Source organism: Bradyrhizobium genosp. SA-4 str. CB756, from assembly GCF_000473125.1.
Lineage (GTDB): Bacteria > Pseudomonadota > Alphaproteobacteria > Rhizobiales > Xanthobacteraceae > Bradyrhizobium > Bradyrhizobium arachidis.
In genome coordinates this window covers 5,327,835-5,352,833 of record NZ_KI421499.1, presented here as the reverse complement: position 1 = coordinate 5,352,833, position 24,999 = coordinate 5,327,835, and the positions used below count along the sequence as shown (strand labels likewise).

Genomic DNA, 24,999 nt, shown 5'->3' with positions numbered 1-24,999 from the left:
CGGAGGAGGCGACCTTGCCCAAGCGAAACGCGACAGCGGCCGTGATCGGCGCCGGCGATTTCATCGGTTCGGAGATCGCCAAGAAATTTGCCGCAGAGGGCTTTTCGATTTTCGCCGGCCGGCGCAACGGCGACAAGCTCGTGCCGCTGGTGAAGGATATCGAAGTTGCCGGCGGCGAGATCCACGCGCGCTCGCTCGATGCGCGCAAGGAGGAGGAAGTCATCTCCTTTCTCGACGATGCCGACAAGCATGCGCCGCTCGAAGTCTGCATCTTCAACGTCGGTGCCAACGTCAACTTTCCGATCCTCGACACCACCGAACGCGTTTTCCGCAAAGTCTGGGAGATGGCCTGCTATTCCGGCTTCCTCGCCGGCCGTGAAGCGGCGCGGCTGATGCTGCCGCGCGGCGGCGGCAACATCTTCTTCACCGGCGCGACTGCGAGCTTGCGCGGCGGCAGCGGCTTTGCCGCCTTCGCCAGCGCGAAGTTCGGTCTCCGCGCCGTGGCGCAGGCGATGGCGCGCGAGCTCGGGCCGAAGAACATCCACGTCGCCCATCTCATCATCGATTCCGGCGTCGACACCGAATGGGTGCGGCAGCGCCGGCTCGAAGCGCTCGGCCCGAATGCGCTCGACAATCCCGACCTCTTGATGCCGCCGTCGGCTGTGGCCGACTCCTATTGGCAGCTCTACCAGCAGCCGAAGAGTGCCTGGACCTTCGAGATGGAGATCCGCCCGTTCGGAGAGAAATGGTGACCGCGGCGCAAAAGTCCGGCTAGACTGAAATCAACCTGAGCAAATTCCGGGAGGAGGACCTACGTGAAGACCGCGATTACCGAACTGTTCGGCATCGAGCACCCGATCATCCAGGGCGGCATGCATTTCGTCGGCTTTGCCGAGCTGGCTGCCGCCGTCTCCAATGCCGGCGGGCTTGGCATCATCACCGGTCTCACACAGAAGACGCCGGAGCTGCTCGCGAAGGAGATCGCGCGCTGCCGTGACATGACCGACAAGCCGTTCGGCGTAAACCTCACCTTCCTGCCGACGTTCTTGGCGCCGCCTTATCCGGAATATATCGCGGCCATCGTCGAAGGCGGCATCAAGGCGGTGGAGACCGCGGGCCGCAGTCCGGAACAATACATGCCCGCACTGAAGGCCGCCGGCATCAGGGTGATCCACAAATGCACCTCGGTGCGGCACTCGTTGAAGGCCGAGAAGATCGGCTGCGACGCCGTCAGCGTCGACGGTTTCGAGTGCGGCGGCCATCCCGGCGAGGACGACATTCCGAACATGATCCTGCTGCCGCGTGCGGCGGAGGAATTGAAGATCCCGTTCGTCGCCTCGGGCGGCATGGCCGATGGGCGCAGCCTCGTCGCGGCGCTCTCGCTCGGCGCGGCCGGCATGAACATGGGCACGCGCTTCATCGCCACCAAGGAAGCGCCAGTGCATCAGAACGTGAAGAATGCGCTGGTCGCCGCCACCGAGCTCGACACGCGCCTGATCATGCGCGCGCTGCGCAACACCGAGCGCGTCCTCAAGAACGCCAATGTCGATCGCCTGCTCGAGATCGAGCGCGAGAAGGGCGCCAAGCTCTCCATCGACGACATCCACGACCAGGTCGCGGGCGTCTATCCAAAAATCATGCTGGACGGCCAGATGGACGCGGGCGCCTGGAGCTGCGGCATGGTCGCGGGCCTCATCCACGACATCCCCACCTGCAAGGAACTCGTCGATCGCATCATGAGCGAGGCGGAAACCATCATCCGCAGCCGCCTGCTGGGGTTCCTGGAGGGTACGGGAACGGCAAGAAAAGTCGCCTGACACCGGCAAACTTCTTAACCACGGCGGCAATCGGCCGCTGGAATTGCACGCGGCGCCTCCTAAATAGGGGTAAATTACCCCTTTAATAATTCAATTTCAGGAGGCGTCCGTGGTCCTGAAAAGCGTTTGTTTTGCAGTTGCCCTCGTGCTCGCATGGGGCGGACTCGCACGCGCTGACGACTACAAGCCCGACGAATATCTCGGCCTCGATCTCTCCAAGGCGGTGCTGTCGCCGAAGCGGCTCGGGCCCGAGACGCAGTTCGCGCCGGTGGCGCTCCAGGCCAAGGGCGGCAACGAGGCGCAGGCCCGTGTCGAGCCGATGGATGTGCCGAAGAAGGTCGCCGCCGAGCGCGTACATGTGCCCGAGCCGAAGGTCGCGCGTGCCAGGAGCGCCGAGCCGCGCGGTGCAGCGCGCACCAAGCTAGCACATCGCCGTGGCAATCCGCTCGACGCGCAGGCGATGGACACCCGCATCCAGACCTGGCCGTGCCGCTCCGGCGGCATCTGCAACTGGAAGCGCTAGGCGCGCTGTCGCTGTGTCTTTACCTCGCCCGCTTGCGGGGAGAGGGTGGAATTCGCGCGTAGCGCGGATTCCGGGTGAGGGGGTACAGGTCCCGCGACGATCGCACGTGTGGATGGAGCCCCTCACCCCAACCCTCTCCCCGTAAGAACGGGGCGAGGGAGTGGACCGCCGCTGCGGCTCCCGCTCAATGCGTCATCTCCACGTCGCAAAACCGTAGGCGCAGAGTCAAGAAACCGTAAGCTCGGAGTCAAGGAGCGCAGGCACCTTCCGTCGCGATTCGACGAAGGTCTCCTGAATGGCATCGCTCCGCGCCTCGCGCGCATGGACCCGGCGGCAATTCCTGGTCTGCTCCGCCTCAAGCCTCGCCATCGCCTCGCTTGCGAAGCCTTCGATCAGTCGCGCCGCTGATCGTCCGCAGCTCGCGGGCGGCATCCAGTCCGGTGATGTCTGCGATGGCTCCGCCGTGATCTGGGCGCGCGCGGATCGGCCCGCGCGCATGCAGCTGGAGTGCTCCACCGTCGAGAGCTTCAAGACCATCATTGCATCCGTCTCGCGCGATGCGCTGCCCGACGCCGACTTCACCGCAAAGCTGCAGCTCGACGATCTGCCGGTGGGGCAGGACATCTTCTATCGCGTGCGCTTCGACGACATCGCGACCGGCATCGCCGGCGAAAGCCGTATCGGCCATTTCCGCACCGCGCCGGCGGCCGGCCAGTCGATCTCGTTCGTGTGGTCCGGCGACGTCGCGGGGCAGGGCTGGGGCATCGACGTCTCGCGCGGCGGCTATCGCAGCTATCGCACTATGCTCGACAACCGTCCGGACTTCTTCATCCATTCCGGCGATCACATCTACGCCGATTGCGCGATTCCCTCCGAGCAGAAGCTGCCGAACGGCGAGACCTGGCGCAATGTGGTGACGGAGGACAAAGCCGAGGTCGCCCACACGCTGGCGCAGTTTCGCGGCAATTACAAATACAACCATCTCGACGAGCACTTTCGCGCCTTCCATGCGCAGGTGCCGATGTTCGCGCAGTGGGACGACCACGAGGTCACGAACGACTGGTCGCCCATCGGCAGCTACGATGAAGCCGGCTTCGAGGACGACGGCACCCCGCGCCTCGTCGCACGCGCTCGCCGCGCCTTCTTCGACTTCATGCCGATCCGCGACATCGGCGCGCGCATGGGCCGGGTCTACCGCAAGATCGGCTACGGCCCGCTGCTCGACGTCTTCATGATCGACATGCGCAGCTATCGCGACGAGACCTGGAACAAGGGCGACGATCATCGCGGCTGGATTCTCGGTGCCAAGCAGCTCGCCTGGCTGAAGCGGGAGCTCGCCGCCTCGCGCGCGACCTGGAAGGTGATCGCGGCCGACCTACCCATCGGCCTCGTCAGTCTCGATGCCGTCGCGCTTGGCGACGGCGCACCCGACCGGCGCGAGCACGAGATCGCTGATCTGCTCAGTGCGATCAAGCGCGCCGACGTGCGCAACATCGTCTGGCTCACCGCCGACATGCACTACACCGCCGCGCACTACTACGATCCGAACAAGGCGCAGTTCCAAGATTTCGAGCCGTTCTGGGAGTTCGTCTCCGGCCCGCTGCATGCCGGCACCTGGAGCCCGGGCGAGCTCGACAACACCTTTGGCCCGGTCGCGATGTACCAGTACGGATGCAGCGAGGCGCAGGGCGACAACCTCGCGCCGTGCTTCGGCCTGCAGTTCTTCGGCCGCGTCGACATCGACGGCGCCAGTGGCGTGATGACCGTGACATTGAAGGACGTCGACAACCGCGACCTCTGGTCGGTCGACATCGAGCCGCAGCCGCAGGCGCGCCCTGCCGTGGTGGCGCAGCATTCGTGAGGGGCGTGCAGTCTCTCCGTCGTCATGGCCGGGCTTGACCCGGCCATCCACGTCTTGCCTGGCACGAAGAACGTGGATGCCCGGGACAAGCCCGGGCATGACGGCGAGGGAAAACTAACCCGATCTTGATTGGCAGCCTTGCGCCACACGCGCTACACTGCTCGCTCCCGCCACCTCTTTTCCATCACCGAAGAGTCTGTCCCCCGCGGTCCCACCGCGTGTCTGGCGGCACGAAAGACGTCAGGAGTTTACCCATGGATCATCTGAAGACACAGGGCATCAGCATGCCCAAGCTCGGCCTCGGCACCTTCCGCATGCAGGGCGATGCCTGCCGCGCCGCGGTCGAGAGCGCGCTTTCGATCGGCTATCGCCACATCGACACCGCCGAGATGTACGCCAACGAGGAAGCCATCGGCGCCGCGCTTGCCGCCGCCCAGCTGCCGCGTGGCGATCTGCATGTCACCACCAAGGTCTGGCACGAAAATCTCAGCCCAGACGCCATCCGCCGGGCTTTCGATGCCAGTCTGCAGAAGCTGAGGCTCGATCACGTCGACCTCTACCTCGTGCATTGGCCGTCGAAGTCAGCGAACTGGGGCGCGGTGTTTGAGACCCTGATGAAGCTGAAGGAGGAAGGGCGCACGCGGGCGATCGGTGTAGCCAATTTCACCACGGCGCTGCTCAAGATCGCGGTCGAGGACATCAGGGCGCCGATCGCCTGCAACCAGATCGAATACCACGCCATGCTCGATCAATCGAAGGTGCTGGCCTATCTCAACGCCAAGTCGATTCCGTTGGTTGCCTATTGTCCGCTGGCGCAGGGGCGCATCGCCTCCGATCCGGTGCTGGCAGAGATCGGCGCCAAGCACAATGCGACCGCAGCCCAGGTCGCGTTGAAATGGCTGCTCGACCAGAACGGCGTCGCCGCGATCCCGAAGGCCTCGCGCCGCGAGAGCCAGCAGGCCAATCTCGACGCGCTGAAAATCATGCTCGACGATGCCGACCGCAGGAAGATCGCCGCGCTGCCCAAGGACAGGCGCTGCGTCAATCCAGGTTTTGCGCCGGCGTGGGATTAGGCGAGGGCATGTCGCGAACGCAAAGAAATGGCCCCGGGGAGGGGCCATTTCGATGTTGCGTTGCGCATTAGTCCCAGTGGTGACGATGGCCGCGCTTGATCACCACGACCTTGTCGCGATGGTGCCAGCCGCGATGCCAGCCGTGGTCGCGATGCATGCCGTATTCGGCGCGGGCGCCGTACAGGCCGTGATGATGACCGCGCTGGACCACCACCGTCTCGGCGTTGGCCAGCGTCGGCGCCGCGATCACGAGCGCACCGAGGGCCGCAACCACATAACCAAGCTTCTTCATGATGTCCTCCTCCAATCGAATGCAAATCTAAACCGCGCATTCGCATGAACGTTCCGGAGGAACGGGAAGAGATTTCTGAATGGATGTTCAGACAGAGCATGATCCGAAAAGATCATGCTCGCACGCAATGGTTAATCGCAGCGCTGCTGCACCGGCGTCGGCTCGCCCGTGGCGACGTATTTGCCGTCCTTGATCGTGTAGACGCCGCGCTCGCTGCGATTGTAGATCGCGCGCAAGCCGCCGTCCTTCAACAGCAGCAGGCCGAACTCGCGCGTCTGCTGCATCGAGGGGAAGTACACCATCACATTGAGCAGGCCCTCGGCCTTGACCGTCGCGGACACCACCTCGTTCTCGTCCTTGGCTTCGCCGAAACTGCGCCGGTACATCACCCGGCCGTCCTTCCGGATTTCGTAACTGAGCCGCGCGCCCTTGTCGCGATCGGGCCTTGCTGCGCAATCGACCGCCCATTCGCCGAGCAGGCCCCATTGCTCGACTGTTGCTGCCAGCGTCTCGGCGCCGGCCGCGGACGCGAACGCAATCCATAGCACCGCTGCCGTGGTCCAGCGGCTCACACAACGCGTCATATCCTGGAAAACCCCGCCTCGAACAATTCCAAATTCTAGCATCCCGGGCGCGATCGTCCACGCTGGCTGCCATTCGCGCGCGAATTTGATCCGCGTCAATGAGGCCGGTCGCATCAGGCGTAGGATGACGCTCCCGAAGGCGATACGTGGTGAGAGCGATGCTGAATCAAGTCATGGATTTCGCGGGCGAGGTGCTGCCGGGGAGCTGTGCCGTGCCGCCTTATTCCGAGGCCGCGTTTCTGGCCGAGCTCGGCGAACGCTTGAGAACCTCGCGCACGCGCTGCGAGCTGTCGCGCCGGGAGCTCGCCCGCCGCTCCGGGATTTCCGAGCGCTATATCGCCCAGATCGAGGCTGGCAAGGGCAACGTCTCGATCGTGCTGCTGCTGCGGCTGGCCGCCGCGATCCATAGCAGCCAGCCTCAGGTGGCCTAAGCGACCTTCAGGCCCGCTTCTCCACATTGGCGCTGCGGGCCGGCACGCCGAACTCCTTGCGGCAGACCTCGGCCAGCACGGCGACGCCCTCGCGGATCTGCTGATGCGAGGGGCTTGCAAAGCACAGCCGCAGCCGCGAGCTGGAATGGCTCTTGTTGGTCGACCATTCCGGCCCCGGATTGATCGAGACGCCGGCGGCAAGCGCGGCCTGATAGAGCTTTAGCGTATCGACCTGGTCGGGCAGCTTGACCCAGAGGAAGATGCCGCCCTTGGGCTCCTCGAACTCGGCCGCGGTGCCGAACTGCTCGTTCAGCGCCTCCATCAGCGTATCGAGCTTGGTGCGCAGCGCCTTCGTCAGCGCCGGCACGTGGCTCGCAAAATGCGGCTTGCAATAGGCCGCGAGCACCATCTGCTCCAGCGCGCCGGAGCCGGCATCCGTCTTCAGCGCCAGCATCCGCGACATCACATCCCAGGGCGCGACGATGAAGCCGACGCGCAGCGCCGGCGCGATCGACTTCGAGAACGAGCCGATATGGATCACGCCGCCGTGCGGGCTCATCGCGTAGATCGCCGGCGGCCGCTGTCCCGACCAGACGAGGTCGGCATAGCAATCGTCCTCGAAGATCGGCACGCCGTACTCGGTCGCGAGCCGTACCAGCTCAGCGCGGCGGCTCTCGGGCATGATGGTGCCGGTCGGGTTCTGCACGGTGGGAATGGTGTAGATGTATTTGGGACGGATACCGCGGCTTTTCAGATCGGCCAGCGTCGAGGCCAGCACGTCCATGCGCATGCCGTCCTTGTCGAGCGGGATGCCGACCACGTTGACACCGAGCCGCGCCAGGCGAGTCAACGAGCCCTGGTAGCTCTCCTGCTCGAAGATCACGGTGTCGCCGCGCGCCAGCAGCGTGTTGTTGACGAGGTCGAGGGCCTGGAGCGAGCCGGACACGATCAGGAGATCGTCGACCGCGCAGTTGATGCCGGCATCGCGCTTGAGTTTCGTCACGAGGAACTCGCGCAGGGGCAAATAGCCTTGCGGACCATGCGCCAACCCATAGGTGGCGAGCGAGCGGCCCTCGCGTTGCAGGGCCGAGTTGGTCGCCTCGATCAGGCCCTCGAGTGGCAGCTGCTCGGAATCGTTATTGCCGCCGACAAAACTGTATTTGGCAAGGCCCGTCCAGCGCGCAGAAGGGGCCGGCAGCCCTGCGGGAAACAGGGGCGCGAAATCGAAGCTGGACGTCATGGGAGCGTTCCTCGTTTCTGTTCTTGTTGAGCAGCCGGCGTTGCGCCGGCCAGCCTTGTTTCTTCTTTGCCGGCCGCCTGGGAGGGCGGCCTTACTTCTTTCCGGCCGTCCTGGTCGGACGTCCCTGGCTGATGAAAGCGTAATGCGCATTGGCGACGCCGCCAACCATCAAGGCTTCGACCACCGGCTCGGCGATCTCGCCCGTTGCGGCCCAGTCGACCAGGAAATTGGCCCCGGTCCCGCCGCGCACGTCGTCGGTCGCAATGAAAATCGAGACGGTGGCCAGCGGCTTCAAGGCTACCGGTGTCTTCAGATAGGTCTCGACCTGCTTGCCTGCGGTGTCGAAATAGGCGATGCGTTTGACTACCAGTGCTTGCGTCTCGGAGGCGTTGTGAACGCTCAAGGTCACCGAGAAGTCGACACGCAGCTTGCCCTGGCTCATCGCAACGCTGGAATAGGCGGGCACGTAGAACCCACCGGAGACGGCCAGTTCCTCCTTCGGCAGCGCGGTGAGCGAATCGGCAAAGGTCTGCTCGATATTGACCTTGGGCTGAGCGATTGCAGGCGCGAACGAACCTAGTAGGGCTATCAGCCAGAGCACGATCCGCATGTGACGAATTGCTCGCTTGCCGCGCTGCACTCGGTCACTAGGGTGCGGCAAAACGGACCGATTTGGCATGCATGAGCTTATTCGCGACATCACTCTTTGTATCCTGTTTGCCTGGATGCTGGGCCTTTTGGCCCATTTCTCCCGGCAACCGCTGATCCTGGCCTACCTTATCGCCGGCTTCTGCATAGGTCCATTCGGCGCCGGCTGGGTCCAATCGCAGGAATCGATCAGCGTCATCTCCGAGCTCGGCCTGATCTTCATGCTGTTCATGATCGGCCTCGAGATCGACCTGAAGAAGATCGTGCGGGCGGGCAAGGTGATCCTGTTCGCGGCGGGGGGCCAGCTGCTGGGCGGCTGCCTGCTCGGGGTGCTGTTCTTCGTCGGCATCGGCCTGTCGCTCGGCGGCGGCCATTTCGATGCGCTCTATCTCTGCGTCGCCTGCGCGCTGTCGAGCACGGTCATCATCGTCAAGGTGCTCTACGAGAAGCGCGAGCTCGATACGCTGCCAGGCCGCATCACGCTCGGCGTGCTGGTGCTCCAGGACATCTTCGCCATCCTGTTCCTGGCCGTGCAGCCGAGCCTTGCCAATCTGCAGGTCAGCGTCATCCTGCTCTCGATCGGCCGCGTCGCGGTGCTGGTCGCCGCCGCGCTCCTGGTCAGCCGCTACGTGCTGCCACGGCTGTTCCACCAGATCGCCCGCCGGCCTGAGCTGATCCTGCTCGGGGCGCTGGCCTGGTGCTTTCTCGTCGCCGAGACCGCCGAGCGGCTGTCGCTGTCGCGCGAGATGGGCGCGCTGATCGCCGGCGTCTCGCTCTCGACCTTTCCCTATGCGCTCGACGTCACCGCCAAGGTCACGACGCTCCGCGACTTCTTCATCACGCTGTTCTTCGTCGCGCTCGGCATGACGATTCCCGTGCCCGGCCTTTCCGTGATCGGGCTGGCGCTGATGATCGCGGCGTTCACGGTGGTGAGCCGGCTCGTCACCACATTCACCCCGCTCTATCTGATGAAGCAGGGCCTGCGCGCCAGCCTGCTGCCGGCCCTCAACCTCGCGCAGATCTCCGAGTTCTCGCTGGTGGTGATCCAGACCGGCGTTGCCGACCACCACATTGCGGCCGAAACGGCGAACGCCGCCTCCTTCGCCTTCGTGGTGCTGGCGGTGCTCTCGACCTTCGCGATGAGCCGCAGCGACGAGATCACCCGCTGGGCGATCGGCCCGTTGAAGCGGATCGGCCTGAAGGACCTCGACGACGGCCAGGCGCGCGGCGAGGAGGGCCACGAGGGCGGCCACGGCGAGGCCCGCCGCATCGTCATCCTCGGCTTTTTCCGTGCGGCGAGCGCGCTGCTGGCGGAGATCGAACGACAGGCGCCGGTGCTGCTCGAGCAGATCACGGTGGTTGATTTCAACCCCAATGTGTACCAGACGCTGCTGTCGCGCGGCCTGCACGTGATCTATGGCGACATCAGCAGCGCCGACACGCTGCTCCATGCCGGCGTCGGCAAGTCCGAGATGATCATCCTCAGCGTGCCGGATGCGCTCCTCAAGGGCGCCAGCAACGAGAAGCTGGTCCGCCACGTCCGCACGCTGAACCCGACCGCCATGATCGTCGCTACGGCCGATCTCCTGTCGGATGTGGGTGAACTCTATGAGGCCGGAGCCAGCTACGTCACGGTGACCCGGCTCAGCGACGCTCATGAGCTATTTACCGTGATCGAGGCCGCCCAGGCGGGGCTTCTGGCCGACAAGCGCGCCGAGCTCGACCTGCGGCTCGGCGAGCGGCGCGAAGTGCTGCCCTGACGGCGGTCTTCCCCCTGGGGCATCCGCGCCTATATCGATGGTATCTGCGGTGCAAGCCTGAAAGCCGCGGGCAGGCCCGCGAGCCGGAATATGCGGTTGCGTCCAGGACACTAGCGCCCCGGCCGAAGTCCGGCTAAGCCTCCCGCTCATAACCGATAGAGATTGGGACATGCCCGATAGCGTTCAGGAAGTCTTGCAGGCCTTTGCCCGGGGCGAGCTCGTGGTCGTCACCGACGACGAAGACCGCGAGGGCGAGGGCGATCTGATTGTCGCCGCTTCGCTCTGCACCGCCGAGAAGATGGCGTTCATCATCCGCCACACCTCCGGCATCGTCTGCGCGCCCGTGACCACCGAGGACGCCCGCCGCCTGCGGCTCGATCCGATGGTCGCCCACAACGATTCCGCGCATACCACCGCCTTCACGGTCTCGATCGACTACAAGCCCGACGGCGGCACCGGCATCTCGGCCGAGGAGCGCGCCTCATGCTGTCGCGCGCTGTCCAATCCCAATGTCGGCGCCAACGATTTCGCCCGTCCGGGCCACATTTTCCCGCTGATCGCCAAGGATGGCGGCGTGCTGCTGCGCTCCGGTCATACCGAGGCCGCCGTCGACCTCTGCAAGCTCTCCGGCCTGCCGCCGGTCGGCGTCATCAGCGAGCTGATGAACGACGACGGCAGCGTGATGAAGGGCGAGCAGGTCTCGCAGTTCGCCGCCAGGCACAAGCTCAAGCACGTCACCATCGCCGACATGATCGCCTACCGTCAGGCGCGCGAGAAGCTGATCGAGCGGGTCTCGACCTTCGTCACCGAAAGTCCGATCGGCCCCTTGCAGGGCTATGCCTACCGCTCGCCGTTCGACTCCATCGCCCACGTCGCCTTCGTCTACAACGGCGTCGGCGACGGCAAGAACGTGCTGACGCGCTTCCACAAGCCGAACATCGTCAAGGACACCTTCACCGGCCACAAGCGCATGGCGGTCGTGCTCGAGCATTTCAAGAAATCCGGCCGCGGCGTGCTGGTGTACTTGCGCGACGGGGCGGCCGGTGTCCCCGTGTCGCCGCTGCCGGACGAGTCGGCGACGGAGGCCGACCGCAACCGCCAGTGGCGCGAGGTCGGCGTCGGCGCGCAGATCCTGCGCGATCTCGGCGTCACCTCGATCCGCCATCTCACCTCCTCGGTGCACGACTACAAGGGCCTGTCGGGCTTTGGCATCGAGATCGTCGCCAACGAGCAGCTCGAGAGCTGACACGCAGTGTCGTTCCGGGATGGCGCTGAAAGCGCCAAACCCGGAATCTCGAAGGCAAAGAGATGCCGGGTTCGACGCTTCGTAACGGCCCGGAATGACCGAAACCAGGATGCAATTGCACTTGTTGCCGCGGCGCTTTAATTTGTCGGGCAATTATTTGACGGAACCAGACGCGAAAGGACGTTTCATGAGCGTGCGCCCTCAGACCAAGGACAAGCCGGCTGCGGCTTCCTTCCAGTGGGACGATCCGTTCCTGCTCGACGAGCAACTCACCGAAGACGAGCGCATGGTGCGCGACACCGCCCGCGCCTACGCCCAGGACAAGCTGCTGCCCCGCGTTTCCAAGGCCTATCTCGAAGAGAAGACCGATCGCGAGATCTTCAACGAGATGGGCGAGCTCGGCCTGATCGGCATCACGTTGCCGGAGGAATATGGCTGCGCCAATGCGAGCTACGTCGCCTACGGCCTCGTCGCGCGCGAGATCGAGCGGGTCGATTCCGGCTATCGCTCGATGAACTCGGTGCAGTCCTCGCTGGTGATGTATCCGATCTACGCCTATGGCGATGAGAACCAGCGCAAGAAGTACCTGCCGAAGCTCGCCAGCGGCGAGTGGGTCGGCTGCTTCGGCCTGACCGAGCCCGATGCCGGCTCCGACCCGGCCGGCATGAAGACCCGCGCCGAGAAGGTCTCGGACGGCTATCGCCTGACCGGCAGCAAGATGTGGATCTCCAACGCGCCGATCGCCGACGTGTTCGTGGTCTGGGCCAAGTCGGCCGAGCACGACAACCAGATCCGCGGCTTCGTGCTGGAGAAGGGCATGAAGGGTCTGTCCGCGCCGAAGATCGGCGGCAAGCTCTCACTTCGCGCTTCCATCACCGGCGAGGTCGTGATGGACGGCGTCGTGGTTCCCGAGGACGCGCTGCTGCCCAACGTCTCCGGCCTCAAGGGACCGTTCGGCTGCCTCAACCGCGCCCGCTACGGCATTTCCTGGGGCGCGATGGGCGCCGCCGAGGATTGCATGCATCGTGCCCGCCAGTACACGCTCGACCGCAAGCAGTTCGGCAAGCCGCTTGCCGCGACCCAGCTCGTGCAGAAGAAGCTCGCCGACATGGAGACCGAGATCGCGCTCGGCCTGCAGGGCTCGCTTCGCGTCGGCCGCCTGATGGACGAGGGCAAGTTCGCGCCCGAGATGATCTCGATCATGAAGCGCAACAATTGCGGCAAGGCCCTCGACATCGCCCGGGTCGCCCGCGACATGCACGGCGGCAACGGCATCTCGGCCGAGTACCACGTCATGCGCCACGTCCATAACCTCGAGACGGTCAACACCTACGAGGGCACCCACGACGTCCACGCCCTGATCCTGGGCCGCGCCATCACGGGCATTCAGGCGTTTTTCTGAGCGCTTACGGTACGAGGCAAGAGAACTCTCCACCTCCGTCATGGCCGGGCTTGTCCCGGCCATCCACGTCTTAGCCCGCGCGAAGAACGTGGATGCCCGGCACAAGGCCGGGCATGACGAAGTCAGCAAGGTATGAGCAAGCCATGTCCGACAACGACGACGTCCCGTTCAACCGCAACTTTCCACTGAAGCCTGGCGTCGTCGAGGAAGTCCGCCCCGGCGTGCGGCGCGTGCTCTGTAACAATCCGAGCCCGTTCACCTTCACCGGCACGGTCAGCTACATCGTCGGCAAGGGCAACGTCGCGATCATCGATCCCGGTCCTGATGACGCCGCGCATGCGGCCGCGCTGCTCGATGCCGTGCGCGGCGAGACGGTAAGCCATATCTTCGTCACCCACACCCACCGCGACCATTCGCCGAACACCGCGCGGATCAAGCAGGCGACCGGTGCGCCGGTCTATGCCGAGGGCCCGCACCGCGCCTCGCGTCCGCGCTTCGAGAGCGAGAAGCACAACCCGGAATCGGGCGCCGACCGCGACTTCGCGCCCGATATCAGGATCGCCCATGGCGACGTCGTCGAGGGCGATGGCTGGCGGCTCGAGGCGGTGGCAACGCCCGGCCACACCGCCAATCATCTCGCGTTCGCCTGGCCCGAGCGGAAGTTCAACTTCGTCGGCGACCATGTGATGGGCTGGTCCACCTCGATCGTGGCGCCGCCCGACGGCTCGATGATCGACTACATGGAATCGCTCGATCGTCTCGCCGCACGCGATGAGGATCTCTATTTCTCCGGGCACGGCCCTGAGATTCCGGACGGCCAGCGCTTCGTGCGCTTCCTGATCCGTCACCGCAAGGCGCGCGAGGCCTCGATCCTGCACCGCCTCGCCAAGGGCGAGACCGACATCCCGACCATGGTGCGCGCGATCTATATCGGCATCGACCCGCGCCTGACGACGGCCGCTGGCTATTCCGTGCTGGCGCATCTGGAGGATCTCGTCGCCCGCGGCGTGGTGGCGACGGACGGCGATCCCGTGATCACGGGTTCGTATCGGATGGCCTAAGGCGAATGGCGAATTGGGAATAGCGAATAGGTGCTCTGCACTCGCTATTCGCTACTCCCCATTCGCCAATCTCATTTCTTCACCGTCTTCGCCGGCGCCTTCGGCGGCGCCACCGGTGTCTTTTTCACCGGCTTCAGCGCATCGGCATCCGCAGCGGTGTTGAGATCCTCGATGAACTTGGTCACGCGCGCGGCGTTGCTGCCCAGATCGCTGTCGAAATTGCGCGAGGCGGAGCGGATGTCGACGCGGGAATCGTCGCCATCGGGCACGACCCTGATGGAGATGTCTTCGCGCAAGCCCATGATCGGCGTGCGCGCCACCGCCTCGATGCGGCCGATGCGGCGCGGCGGCCTCGGCTCGCGTTCGTCGATGACGAGCCATTTGCGCTTGATGACGAGCTGGCGCGCGATCGCATAGGCGCGGTCGACGGGGATCTCGAGCTCGATCGGCTCGATATCGGGATAGAACTGGCGCTGCTGTTCGGCCGAGTAGAGACCGGCATAGACCGCGGTGTTGGCACCCTCGCCGGCGCGCAGCGGGGCCAGCGCCTCGAAGCGCGGCGGATCGATCGGGTCGGTGGTGATGTCGTGGATCGCCGGCAGCTTGCGGTATTGCAGGCCGAGATAGGCGGGGTAGGCGAGGATCATCCCGTCGATCAGGAACGCGAGCAGGATGCGCGCCATGCCGCGCGAGCCGTTCTGCCAGATCGCGGCAAAGCCGGCGAGCCCGAACAGGATGGAGAGCCCGGCGATCGCAAGGCCCCCGAAGAAAGTGGCGAGCGCCGGCTTCGGCTCCAGAAAGCCGAAGCGGACGATGAGGATCGACACCAGCACCGCCACCACCGCGAACACGGCCAGATTGCGCGCCCAGCTCGCGAGGCTGGACACGGGCTCCGTCTGATAGGGAGCGGAAAACCTGCGGGCCATCGATGAGAACTGCCGGGTTGGGGGCTTGGCCCGCCGCCAGGGGGCCGATTGAAAACTGGCTGCTTGAGACCACGGCGGCCCGGCAATTTCAAGGTTTGCGGACGATACGGCACAGAGAACAGACGGGATTATGCAACTTAGTTGATTAACCATTCAATCTAAATGATCTTTAGTTGTAGATTGACTTGGTCGTAATTTCGCCCCAAGGCTCTACTGCAGGTTGTCGGAACCGCCGAGGCGAGGGACCGTCCCGGCGAAAGGTCAAAAAAAGAACAACGGCTAGGAACAACGGCGGGCGTCAGCCGGAAACGTTGCAAGAGTGACCTCAGCTCCCGGTCGTGCCGCAAAGGCTGACCGGACGTGCGCGGTTGCGCCTCATGAGCTGCAAGGATCGCGAACAGCGTAGCCGGTGCCGACCAGCGCGGCTGGTGGGCCGCCCCATCAGGGCGAGTGTTCAGTATGAGTGGTGGACCGCACGAAAGCGATATCGATCCGCAAGATCCGACGTACTACGCGCCGCGTAACTTGCGCGAGCGGACGGTGCAGCCGACGGCGGCGCCAAGACGATTCACGGAGCCGACTGCCGATGGCCCGCCCCTGCAATCGCCCGGCAACCGGCGACGTCGTGACCATTCGGACGTGTTCTCCAAAGCCGTCGCCCAAGCCATGCACGAGGCGATGGAGCCCATGGAGGTGCCGGCCGCCCTTCGTAACTCGGGGAGGAGCGCGCTGCTCAGCGTAGTGGTCAGGTTCGCGATCGCGGCAGCAGTTGCGGGAGGCATCGCGCTCATTCTCGTCATAGTCATTCCGGCATCGCAAAGGCCTGGAGTTCAATCGAACGACGCCACATCGATCTCGTCGCTTTGGCAATCGGTGAAAGCCGCGATCGGTCCGGCACCGCAACGCAAGCAAGTCGCGACCCTTGCGGTGGAGGACAGCAGCGGGCTTGCCAACGCCCCCTTGCCGCTCGGGATGCGCGTGGGTGCTCCCCCTTCCGGCGCTATCGTTGCCATCAATGGACTGCCAGCCGACGCACGGTTGACGTCTGGCAAGCGCGTCGCCAACGAGTGGCGCGTGCCGGCTTCGGAAGTTTCCGCCGTGTCGGTCATTCCGCCAGACGGTTTCGTCGGCCAGATGGTCGCGATGGCAGAATTGCGTGACAGCAACGGCGCCGTGCTCGTGGTTGGCTCGAGCCGACTTTCCTGGAAACCCGCCGCCAGCGTCGCTCCGCAGCCGTCGACAGCCGTCACGGCCGTACCGCCCGCGCGCTCCTTGGTGGCCTCCCCGCCGCCGCAGACGGACGCCGTGCGTAGCCTGGATCCGAAGGAAATTTCTGGCCTCGTCAAACGTGGACAGGATTTGCTCACCAGCGGCGACGTCTCGGCGGCGAGGCTGCTGCTTCTGCGTGCGGCCGAAGGAGGAGACGCGCGCGCCGCGCTGCTGGTGGCCAGGACCTACGATCCGAACGTGCTCAAGCAGTTGGGCGCCAGTGGCCCGCTCGCGGACCTCGCGCAGGCCCGCAACTGGTACCAACGGGCAAAAGAATGGGGTGACCCCGAGGCGCAGCGACAGCTTGATACGCTCACGCCCACCCGCTGATCCCGGCAGCGTGCGTCGCGCGCGCCTGTCAATCTCGACCATTCGGAGTTTCACGACATGATCATCCGACGTTTGACCGACCTGGCTTTCGGCTGCGCGGCCGGGGTCGCGGTGCTGCTGGCGACGCCGGCCTTTTCCCAGGACAGGGGAGGCGAGGTCGACCCGGCCGCAGTGAGCGAGGGCCTGAAGGCGATTTTCAGCTATTCCAGCACCAGCAAGAGCACGCGCGAGAGGCTCAACGCCAACACCGTGACGCTGATGTCAGGCACAATCGGCGGAACCTATGTCCAGTTCGGCGCCGACCTTGCCTCCGCGCTGGATGACGGCGACCGGATGCGGGTGCTGCCGATCATTGGGAGGGGCTCGGTCCAGAGCATCGCGGACATCCTTTTCCTCAAGGGGGTCGATCTCGGCATCGTGCGCGCCGACACGCTCGATTACCTGGAAAGGAAGGGCTACACCGGCAACATCCGCAACCAGTTCGTCTATATCACGAAGCTCTACAATGAGGAGATGCACGTCGTCGCGCGGTCGTCGATCCGCAGCCTTGCCGATCTGAACGGTCGGCGTGTTGCCGTCGACTTGCCGAACGGAGGCACTTTCGTCACCGCAATCACGATCTTCGAGAGGCTCGGCGTCAAGCCGGTCTACGCCTATATCGAGCAGCGCATCGCCTATGAAAAACTGAAGAACGGCGAACTCGACGCGGTGATCGCGGTGCAGGGAAGTCCCTCCAAGGCCGTGAGCCAGGTGAAGGGAGACGACCTGCATTTCGTACCGATCCCATATAGCGGGCCCTTGCAGAGCGACTATCTTCCATCTGTCCTCAAGGCGGAGGACTATCCTTCACTGATCCCACCTGGCGGCCGCGTTGACACGATCGCTGTGCCCGCCATCCTTGCGGCTTACAACTGGCCCGCAAAGACCGAGCGATACGGTAAGGTGGAGCATTTCGTGCAGGTCTTCTTCGACCGGCTGAAAGACCTGCAGCGGTCGCCCTTCCATCCGAAGTGGAAGGAGGTGGTGTTGAGCGCGCCACTGAAGGGATGGAATCGCTTCCCGCCGGCGCAGGAGTGGCTCGACCAGCATTCCGGTCCAGCCTCCGACACACGCGCGAGATTCGACCAGTTCCTTGCCGCACAGACCCGCGAAACCGGCCAGCAGGGCGCGCGAACGCCGGAACAGGACGAAGCGCTCTATCAACAATTCCTGAAATGGCAGAAGAGCACCGGCCAGGCGGAGGCAAAGCGTTAGAGCATGATCCGGAAAAGTGCGCAGCGGTTTTCCGAACAGATCATGCTCAAACAACAACCTAAAGCGCGATGACGATCAATCCTAATCTCATTGCGCTTTAGAGCGTGATCCGCCGAAGGTCGCATCAGATCATGATCACTCTGCCTGCCTGACCTTGATACTTGCCGGAGGGCCAGAGGCTCTCACGAGATCGGATCGATTTGCGTTCGTGATGAAACTGAGCTCCCCCGCAAGCGGGGGAGGTGAAGCGAATTCGCAACCGCAGGACCGACCAGGTCCTGGGGCAAGCGGGTCTCGGGGCAAGCTATTCCGGTCCGCTCACGCCGCCGCGTTCGGGAAGCGGTAATCCTTGAACTGGTCGCGCAGCGCCGTCTTCAGGATCTTGCCCGTGGCGGTATGCGGGATGCCGTCGACGAAGGCGACGTCATCGGGCATCCACCACTTGGCGATCTTGCCGTCCATGTATTTCAGGATGTCCTCGCGCGTAGCCTGCTGGCCCTGCTTGAGCTGCACGATCAGGAGCGGCCGCTCGTCCCATTTCGGATGGAACACGCCGATCACCGCGGCCTCCGCCACGGCTGGATGGCCGACGGCGAGGTTTTCGAGGTCAATCGAGGAGATCCATTCGCCGCCGGACTTGATCACGTCCTTGGAGCGGTCGGTGATCCGCATGTAACCGTCCTCGTCGATGGTCGAGACGTCGCCGGTGTCGAAGAAGCCTTCCTCGTCGAGGATGTTGGCATCGACCCGGTAATAGGCCTTGGCGACTGCGGGCCCGGAGACCTTGAGGCGGCCAAAGGTCTTGCCGTCCCAGGGCAGCTCCTTGCCGGCATCGTCGGTGATCTTCATCTGCACGGCGAAGGGCGCATAGCCCTGCATCTGGAGCACGTCGAGCTTGGCATCGCCGGTCGCGCTCTGGAACGGAGGCTTCAGCGCCGCGACGCTGCCGATCGGGCTCATCTCGGTCATGCCCCAGGCGTGGCGGACGTTCGCGCCCATGTCGAGGAAGGCCTTGATCATCGAGCGCGGCATCGCCGAGCCGCCGCAGATCACCATCTTCAGCTCCGGCAGCTTGAGGTTATTGGCGGCCATGTGCTGCAGCAGCATCAGCCACACCGTGGGCACACCGGCGGTGTGCGTCACCTTCTCGGTCGAGAGCAGCTCGTAGACCGAGGCGCCGTCGAGCTTGGCGCCGGGCATCACCAGCTTGGTGCCCTGCGAGGGCGCGGAGAAGGCGATGCCCCAGCTGTTGGCGTGGAACAGTGGCACCACCGGCAGCATCGTCTCGGAGGCGCTGGTGCCAAGCGCGTCGACATTGTTGGCCATCAGCGCGTGCAGCACGTTGGAGCGGTGCGAGTACAGCACGCCCTTCGGGTCACCCGTGGTGCCCGACGTGTAGCACATCGCCGCTGCCGTGTTCTCGTCAAAGTCCTTCCATTTGAATTTGCCGTCGGCCTGCGCGATCCAGTCCTCGTATGCCATCACATTCTTCAGCGTGGTCTGCGGCATATGCGCCTTGTCGGTGAGCACGATATAGCGCTCCACGCTTGGCAGCTTGTCGGCGATCTTCTCCAGGACCGGAACGAAGGTGATGTCGGTCATCACGATGCGGTCCTGCGCATGGTTGATGATCCAGGCGATCTGCTCGGGGAAAAGACGGGGATTGACGGTATGGCAGATGGCGCCGATCCCCATGATGCCGTACCAGACTTCGAGATGGCGCCAGGTGTTCCAGGCGATGGTTGCGACGCGGTCGCCGAGCTTGATGCCGTCTCGCTCCAGCATCTGCGAGACCTTCAGCGCGCGCTTGTGGATTTCGGCATAGTTGGTGCGATGGATCGGTCCCTCGACCGAGCGGGTGACCACCTCCTGCTTGCCATGAATCCTGGCGGCGTGTTCGATGATCCGGTGGCAGAGCAGGGGCCAATCTTGCATCAAACCAAGCATTCCGTCGTTCCTCCGAGAAGTCGCTGGGCGGATTATAGCTCTCAGCGTTGGGCCAAAGAATTGTCATGAGTTTTAGCCTGCCGGACTTTCGCCGCAAATGGTCTTGTCGCGGCTATATGTCCGCCCGCGCGGCAATGGTTACCGCTGTAGCCGGATTGTCGCTCGTACTGACTGAGCGGGCAGAGGCGCGCAAATATGCTGCGCCGCTCGATATCTTTGGTCTTGGTACACCACGGCCGCGCGCGGCGGTTCATTCCGCCAAGATACCTGCGAAGATACCGCTACCAAAACCTCGCCCTGACGAAGCCCCCAAGGCGACGGACGAGGCCGCGCCGGAGTCCGACGGCAAGCCTTCGCCGGACAAGGCTTCTCCCGACAAGCCCGGCGCCAACAAGCCCGCCGAGGCCGCGCCGCCCGCAAAGCAGCTCTCGGCTTGCCGGCTGGCGCTGACCGAGGAGATCGCGATCGCGCCCTCCATCCCCGACATCCGTGGTCCCGGCGCCTGCGGCGGCGAGGATCTGGTGCGGCTGGAAGCCATCGTGCTGCCGGACAAGCGCAAGGTTTCGGTCAAGCCCGCGGCGATCCTCCGCTGCACCATGGCCTCCGCGCTCGCCGATTGGGTGCGTAAGGACATGGTGCCGCTGGCCGCGAGCCTCGGCTCGACCATCAGCGATCTCGACAATTTCGACAGTTTTGAGTGCCGCGGCCGTAATCGCGTGGTCGGCGCAATGCTGTCCGAGCACGGCAAGGCCAACGCGCTCGACGTCCGCGCCATCAAGCTCGCCAACGGCCAGTCGATCGGCCTCACCGACCGCACTATGTCGCGCGACGTGCGCGAGCGCGTGCTGCATTCGGTCTGTTCGCGGTTCTCCACCGTGCTCGGCCCGGGCTCGGACTGGTACCACGAGGACCACATCCATCTCGATCTGGCGCAGCGGCGCAACGACTACCGGATCTGTCAGTGGAACGTCTGGGATCCCCTGCCGCAGGTCGCCCCGCTGCTACCGGCGGAACGGCCCGAGGAAGCACCGCCGCGCGAGGTCGCGGCGAAGCCGGAGGATAAGGGTGGGGCTGATGACGAGGCTGCGGAGAAATCTCCCGCGCCTGCGGACAAGCCGGCGGCCGACGGCGACAAAACCCAGCCGCACAAGCGGGCAACAAAAAAGCGCCGGTGAAACCGGCGCTTTTGGATGTCTAAAGGTCGGAAGCGATCAGTAGCTGCCCGCCTGGCCAGTCTGGCTTCCGCCGAGCGCGAGGCGCGAGTTGTATGGCGAGTCGCCGTGCTTCGGCTCGAGCACCACGACGATGGTGCCGACCTTGACGCGGTTGTAGAGGTCGATCGCGTCCTCGTTGGTCAGGCGGATGCAGCCCGACGAGATCGAGGCGCCGATATATTCCGGCTGGTTGGTGCCGTGGATGCGGAACAGCGTGTCCTTGCCGCCCGAGTAGAGATACATCGCGCGGGAGCCCATCGGATTGTCCGGACCCGGCGCGACATAGGTCGGAACGCCAAGGCGCGAAATCTCACCCGGGGTCGGATGCCAGGCCGGCCACTCGGTCATGCTGCCGACCTTGGCGATGCCCGACCAGGCCATGGCCTCTTCGCCGACGGTGATGCCGTAGCGGATCGCCTTGCCGCCATCCATCACCCAGTAGAGGTAATGGTTGTCGGAATCGACCACGATCGAGCCCGGCGATTCCTTGCGATGGCAATCGACGATGGCGCGGCGGAACGGCTCGGCGACCGGGGTGTTCTCGTACCGGACCTTGGCGAGAAGTTCCTTATCCTTCGGCTTGAAGGCCTTGGTATCGGTCGCCTCAAAATGTGTGGCCTGCATGCAGCCCGACAGCATCAGGCCCGCGGCCAAAATACCCAGCGTAACTTTCAGCGACGACATGATTTGGTTCCAATCGACAACAACAAGCTTTCGTGGGGCTTGAGCCAAGCTCAAGACCACGACTCCGTTGAGCCTATTATCGTTGAAATCTGCCACAATTCCAGCGTTTCGGACCTTATCCCGCGCTGCGAGACCCAAGCTGTGGCTTTTTTGCCGCAATTTTTGCGGTCTTGGGCTGGTTTTGGGGCGGGGAATGCCGAATCTGTCGATTCCGTGCCACGGTTGGGCCACGGCGCCGCCACAAATGCAAACGCTCCATTAATGTGCTTGTCATCATGAACTTGTCAGAATCGCGCTAAGGGCTTGTCATTCTGTCGCAGGCCCCTGCTGGAGTTGGTGCATGTTTTCTGTTTTCGTTCCCTCCGAGGGCACCCTCAAAAGAGCCGTGGTCGAGGATCTGGCGGCCGTGCCGGAGCATGCGGTGTGGGTCGACCTGGTCAGCCCGACCGCGGCCGAGGACAAGGCGGTGGAGCGGCTGCTGGGCATCGCCATCCCGACCCGCGAGGACATGCAGGAGATCGAGATCTCCAGCCGCCTCTATATCGAGAACAGCGCGCGCTACATGACGGCGACGCTGATGTGCCACTCCGATACCGACATGCCCCGGACCACGGCGGTGACCTTCATCCTCGGCGACCACCGCCTGGTGACGGTGCGTTATGACCTGCCCAAGCCGTTCGCCCTGGTCGAGGCCAAGCTCGCCCGCTCCTGCACGCCTTCCATCACCGGTGAGATGGTGCTGATGGAGCTGCTGGACGCCGTGATCGACCGCTGCGCCGACATTTTGGAGCGCTGCGGTGCCGAGATCGACCAGGTCTCGCACGACATCTTCGAGCCCGAGAGCGAGCGCCACGGCCACGCCAAGCAATATTCCCAGATCCTGATCTCGATCGGCCGCAAGGGCGATCTGACCTCGAAGGTTCGCGAGAGCCTGGTCTCGATCGGTCGCGTCGTCACCTTCCTCTCGGCGGTGGTTGAGGGCGTGAAATGGTCCAAGGACATGCGCGAGCAGCTCAAGACCATGCAACGCGACGTGGCGTCACTCACCGACCACGCCTCTTATCTCTCCAGCAAGATCACCTTCGTGCTCGATGCCATGCTCGGCGTCGTCAATCTCGAGCAGAACAACATCATCAAGCTGTTTTCGGTCATGGCTGTTGTCCTGATGCCGCCGACGCTGATCGCCTCGATCTACGGCATGAACTTCAAGGTGATGCCGGAACTCGAATGGGTCCACGGCTATCCGATGGCGCTGGTGATGATGCTGATCGCCGCGATCGTCCCGTACTGGCTCTTCAAGTTCAAGAAGTGGCTGTAAAGCGCAGAACGCGCCTGCGCTGAGTGGATGCTCGAAACGTCAGCCTGACTTTCGCAGTGATCCAGCGTCGTCAGGCAAAGATACCTACCGATATCTTACGCCGTTCGCCGAGAGACGGAGTATCGTGTCGCAGAATAGAGCGGGATTGCGGCCGCGCCGTGATGTGTGCGCGCCGCCCCAATTCCTCCGGTAAAATTTGAGCGGTGGGCTGAACGTTTGCGCGAAACTTGTCTGCGATAAGCAGTGTGTAGCCGCGAGGAACAGCCATGGTTGAAAAACACATAACGTCGCCCCGCAACGTCATCGACCTGGCGAACTATCGTCAGGTGGTGGCGAGCGGCAAGGCGTCGTCGATGTCGGCGCGCATGTGCCGGCACTGTGGTGCTCCGCTGCTCGACGGCGAGAACGACGACGACTGCTCGACTGCGTTCAGCACGGCTGCTCCGCGGCCGCGCGAGAGGTCGCGTCGGATTCGACTCGATTGAGGAGTGGAAGGAAGGGCGATCCAGGTCTTGCGGCGGCGTTGTCTGGATCGCCTGCTTCCATCGTTCGGCAACTCACCTAACGCTTCACGATCTCCGCCGTCGAGACGAGGCTCTCGGCGATCACGCCGTCGCGGCTGAAGGATGCAAGAAGTTCTCCGATTTCGCGCAGCATCGGCTCGACATTCTCGCCCAACGCGTCCGGTGAGGACGACGAGTAGGTGAGGGTGCGGCGTGTCAGGTCCTCCACGCTCACGTTATGGCTGGTCTCGACCGCGACGAGCTCGGCAGGCCGAAACGCACTGCCGCGAAAGAATGCCGGCAGATCGCGATGGGTCCGCGTGCCCTTGCCGGCTTCCTCCCACAGCTTGGCGGGTGACCAGCGGCGGCGGATCTCGTTGTAGCCGTCGAGCCATGGGTTGCGGCCGTCGGTGACCGAAAACGAGGCGCAGATCGCAATCGCACCATCGTGCGCGACCAGATGGTCGAGCCGCGCAAGCGTGGCGTCGCGATCCATCCAGTGCAGCGCGCGGCCGATCGTCACGACATCGAAGCTGCCGATGTCGTCAGCAAGCGTCTCTGCCTTGCCTTCGATCAGCGTGAGCTGCCGCCCTGCGCCCGCAGCCGCGCGCCGCGCCGCATCGAGCATTGCGGGCTCCGGGTCGACACCGACGACACGGCCGACATGAGGGCCGAAGCCGAGCGCGAGCAAACCGGGCCCGGTGCCGAGATCGATCAGGCTGCTCTGTTTGGTGAGGCCGAGCTTGTGTGCAACGGTGCGGAAAAATTCCCGCGGATATGGCGGCCGCAAATGTTCGTAGAGTGACGCTGTGCTCGCGAACCGGCCCATGCTTCCGCCGTCTTGGCCTAAACGTGCTGGCCGCCGTTGATGTGGATCTCGGCGCCGTTGACGTAAGACGAGGTGTCCGTGCACAGCACATAGATGATCTTGGCGACCTCGTCGGGCGTTCCGAGCCGGTGCATCGGGATCTGCTGGTCGACGATCTTCTCGGTGCCCGGCGACAGGATCGAGGTGTCGATCTCGCCCGGCGCGATGGCGTTGACGCGCACGCCGACGCGGCCGAAGTCGGAGGCCATCTCGCGCGTCAGCGCGGCGAGCGCAGCCTTTGAGGTGGCGTAGGCGGCGCCTGCGAAGGGATGCACGCGCGAGCCCGCGATCGAGGTGACGTTCACCACCGAGCCCTTGGCCGCCTTCAACTCCGCGATCAATCCGCGCGCCATCATGATCGGTGCGAAGAAGTTGACGTGGAAGACGTGGGTCCAGGTGTCGAGATCGGTGTCGACCGAGCCGAGCCGTGCGCCACCGGGGCCCTTCGGCGAGATCGCGGCGTTGTTGACCAGCGCATGCAGCGTGCCGCCCTCGAGACGATTGCGGATCTCGTTGATGGCGCGCGCGGTGTCTTCAGGGTTGCCGAGGTCGACCTGGATGTGATCCTCCGGCCCTGCGTCCCACGGACAGTCCTCAGGGAAGGGATGCCGCGAGCAGGTGATGACGCGCCAGCCCGCCGAGGAGAAGCGGATCACGGTGGCGTGGCCGATGCCGCGGCTTGCTCCGGTCAAGAGCAGTGTGCGGCGCGGCGCGTTGGACGAGTGCGGCATGGACATCTTTCAGGTCG

The 24,999-nt window shown here is 64.3% G+C and carries 23 protein-coding genes; 14 read left to right on the top strand and 9 right to left on the bottom strand.

What is annotated here, in order from left to right; genetic code table 11:
• Positions 1 to 14 precede the first annotated feature (14 nt).
• The 5 genes from BRAGE_RS0126030 to BRAGE_RS0126010 all read left to right on the top strand — a co-directional run bounded on the left by BRAGE_RS0126030 (position 15) and on the right by BRAGE_RS0126010 (position 5,274).
• Positions 15 to 752 carry an SDR family oxidoreductase gene (locus tag BRAGE_RS0126030; RefSeq protein ID WP_027558266.1) on the top strand — a complete coding sequence of 246 codons (738 nt, stop codon included), beginning with the start codon at positions 15 to 17 and terminating at the stop codon, positions 750 to 752.
• Positions 753 to 815: 63 nt separating this feature from the next.
• Complete coding sequence (locus tag BRAGE_RS0126025) at positions 816 to 1,817, top strand: NAD(P)H-dependent flavin oxidoreductase (protein WP_027558267.1); 1,002 nt, start codon at positions 816 to 818, stop codon at positions 1,815 to 1,817.
• Between the two features lie 109 nt (positions 1,818 to 1,926).
• On the top strand, positions 1,927 to 2,340 hold the full coding sequence (locus BRAGE_RS0126020; RefSeq protein ID WP_027558268.1) for a hypothetical protein: 414 nt from the start codon (positions 1,927 to 1,929) through the stop codon (positions 2,338 to 2,340).
• A 295-nt stretch (positions 2,341 to 2,635) separates the two neighbouring features.
• Positions 2,636 to 4,201 (top strand): alkaline phosphatase D family protein, encoded by a 1,566-nt coding sequence (locus BRAGE_RS0126015; RefSeq protein ID WP_027558269.1) that lies wholly within the window; start codon positions 2,636 to 2,638, stop codon positions 4,199 to 4,201.
• Between the two features lie 254 nt (positions 4,202 to 4,455).
• Entirely contained in the window at positions 4,456 to 5,274 is an 819-nt protein-coding gene (locus BRAGE_RS0126010; protein WP_027558270.1) for an aldo/keto reductase, read from the top strand.
• A gap of 67 nt (positions 5,275 to 5,341) precedes the next feature.
• Here BRAGE_RS0126010 and BRAGE_RS0126005 read toward each other — a convergent pair whose 3' ends face one another.
• Positions 5,342 to 5,566: a hypothetical protein gene (locus BRAGE_RS0126005; protein ID WP_027558271.1), complete on the bottom strand. Its 225-nt coding sequence runs from the start codon at positions 5,564 to 5,566 to the stop codon at positions 5,342 to 5,344.
• A gap of 131 nt (positions 5,567 to 5,697) precedes the next feature.
• Positions 5,698 to 6,150 carry a hypothetical protein gene (locus tag BRAGE_RS0126000; RefSeq protein WP_035730066.1) on the bottom strand — a complete coding sequence of 151 codons (453 nt, stop codon included), beginning with the start codon at positions 6,148 to 6,150 and terminating at the stop codon, positions 5,698 to 5,700.
• Positions 6,151 to 6,308: 158 nt separating this feature from the next.
• On the opposite strand from BRAGE_RS0126000, the gene BRAGE_RS0125995 reads away from it, so the two are divergent.
• Positions 6,309 to 6,581: a helix-turn-helix domain-containing protein gene (locus BRAGE_RS0125995; RefSeq protein WP_027558273.1), complete on the top strand. Its 273-nt coding sequence runs from the start codon at positions 6,309 to 6,311 to the stop codon at positions 6,579 to 6,581.
• Positions 6,582 to 6,588: 7 nt separating this feature from the next.
• Here the strand turns inward: BRAGE_RS0125995 and BRAGE_RS0125990 are convergent, their stop codons facing one another.
• Together BRAGE_RS0125990 and BRAGE_RS0125985 are read right to left on the bottom strand one after the other, a co-directional pair.
• Entirely contained in the window at positions 6,589 to 7,821 is a 1,233-nt protein-coding gene (locus tag BRAGE_RS0125990) for a PLP-dependent aminotransferase family protein (RefSeq protein ID WP_027558274.1), read from the bottom strand.
• 91 nt (positions 7,822 to 7,912) lie between these two features.
• Entirely contained in the window at positions 7,913 to 8,431 is a 519-nt protein-coding gene (locus tag BRAGE_RS0125985; protein WP_027558275.1) for a DUF3124 domain-containing protein, read from the bottom strand.
• Between the two features lie 67 nt (positions 8,432 to 8,498).
• Between BRAGE_RS0125985 and BRAGE_RS0125980 the strand changes: the two genes are divergently transcribed.
• The 4 genes from BRAGE_RS0125980 to BRAGE_RS0125965 all read left to right on the top strand — a co-directional run bounded on the left by BRAGE_RS0125980 (position 8,499) and on the right by BRAGE_RS0125965 (position 13,938).
• Positions 8,499 to 10,229 (top strand): cation:proton antiporter, encoded by a 1,731-nt coding sequence (locus BRAGE_RS0125980; RefSeq protein WP_027558276.1) that lies wholly within the window; start codon positions 8,499 to 8,501, stop codon positions 10,227 to 10,229.
• 169 nt (positions 10,230 to 10,398) lie between these two features.
• The gene (ribB, locus tag BRAGE_RS0125975) at positions 10,399 to 11,475 is read left to right on the top strand and encodes a 3,4-dihydroxy-2-butanone-4-phosphate synthase (protein ID WP_027558277.1); all 1,077 of its coding nucleotides are present in this window, start codon (positions 10,399 to 10,401) and stop codon (positions 11,473 to 11,475) included.
• 187 nt (positions 11,476 to 11,662) lie between these two features.
• Positions 11,663 to 12,877, top strand: coding sequence for an acyl-CoA dehydrogenase (locus tag BRAGE_RS0125970; protein WP_027558278.1), 1,215 nt, complete (start codon positions 11,663 to 11,665; stop codon positions 12,875 to 12,877).
• A gap of 143 nt (positions 12,878 to 13,020) precedes the next feature.
• Complete coding sequence (locus BRAGE_RS0125965) at positions 13,021 to 13,938, top strand: MBL fold metallo-hydrolase (protein ID WP_027558279.1); 918 nt, start codon at positions 13,021 to 13,023, stop codon at positions 13,936 to 13,938.
• Between the two features lie 71 nt (positions 13,939 to 14,009).
• Here BRAGE_RS0125965 and BRAGE_RS0125960 read toward each other — a convergent pair whose 3' ends face one another.
• A complete protein-coding gene (locus BRAGE_RS0125960; protein ID WP_027558280.1) occupies positions 14,010 to 14,864 on the bottom strand; it encodes a DUF1499 domain-containing protein in 855 nt (284 codons plus the stop codon).
• A 459-nt stretch (positions 14,865 to 15,323) separates the two neighbouring features.
• Between BRAGE_RS0125960 and BRAGE_RS0125955 the strand changes: the two genes are divergently transcribed.
• A complete protein-coding gene (locus tag BRAGE_RS0125955; protein WP_231164294.1) occupies positions 15,324 to 16,463 on the top strand; it encodes a hypothetical protein in 1,140 nt (379 codons plus the stop codon).
• Between the two features lie 57 nt (positions 16,464 to 16,520).
• Complete coding sequence (locus BRAGE_RS0125950; RefSeq protein ID WP_051378029.1) at positions 16,521 to 17,717, top strand: TAXI family TRAP transporter solute-binding subunit; 1,197 nt, start codon at positions 16,521 to 16,523, stop codon at positions 17,715 to 17,717.
• Positions 17,718 to 18,035: 318 nt separating this feature from the next.
• On the opposite strand, the gene BRAGE_RS0125945 is transcribed toward BRAGE_RS0125950, so the two are convergent.
• Complete coding sequence (locus BRAGE_RS0125945; protein ID WP_027558283.1) at positions 18,036 to 19,664, bottom strand: fatty-acid--CoA ligase; 1,629 nt, start codon at positions 19,662 to 19,664, stop codon at positions 18,036 to 18,038.
• Between the two features lie 65 nt (positions 19,665 to 19,729).
• Here BRAGE_RS0125945 and BRAGE_RS0125940 point away from each other — a divergent pair, with 65 nt between their 5' ends.
• Positions 19,730 to 20,839: an extensin family protein gene (locus BRAGE_RS0125940; RefSeq protein ID WP_027558284.1), complete on the top strand. Its 1,110-nt coding sequence runs from the start codon at positions 19,730 to 19,732 to the stop codon at positions 20,837 to 20,839.
• Positions 20,840 to 20,875: 36 nt separating this feature from the next.
• Here the strand turns inward: BRAGE_RS0125940 and BRAGE_RS0125935 are convergent, their stop codons facing one another.
• Positions 20,876 to 21,562, bottom strand: coding sequence for a L,D-transpeptidase (locus tag BRAGE_RS0125935; protein ID WP_028146365.1), 687 nt, complete (start codon positions 21,560 to 21,562; stop codon positions 20,876 to 20,878).
• A 340-nt stretch (positions 21,563 to 21,902) separates the two neighbouring features.
• Between BRAGE_RS0125935 and BRAGE_RS0125930 the strand changes: the two genes are divergently transcribed.
• On the top strand, positions 21,903 to 22,880 hold the full coding sequence (locus BRAGE_RS0125930; RefSeq protein WP_027558286.1) for a magnesium transporter CorA family protein: 978 nt from the start codon (positions 21,903 to 21,905) through the stop codon (positions 22,878 to 22,880).
• Positions 22,881 to 23,441: 561 nt separating this feature from the next.
• Here the strand turns inward: BRAGE_RS0125930 and BRAGE_RS0125920 are convergent.
• Positions 23,442 to 24,212, bottom strand: coding sequence for a class I SAM-dependent methyltransferase (locus BRAGE_RS0125920; protein WP_027558288.1), 771 nt, complete (start codon positions 24,210 to 24,212; stop codon positions 23,442 to 23,444).
• Between the two features lie 17 nt (positions 24,213 to 24,229).
• Positions 24,230 to 24,982, bottom strand: coding sequence for an SDR family NAD(P)-dependent oxidoreductase (locus BRAGE_RS0125915; protein WP_027558289.1), 753 nt, complete (start codon positions 24,980 to 24,982; stop codon positions 24,230 to 24,232).
• Between the last annotated feature and the right edge of the window lie 17 nt (positions 24,983 to 24,999).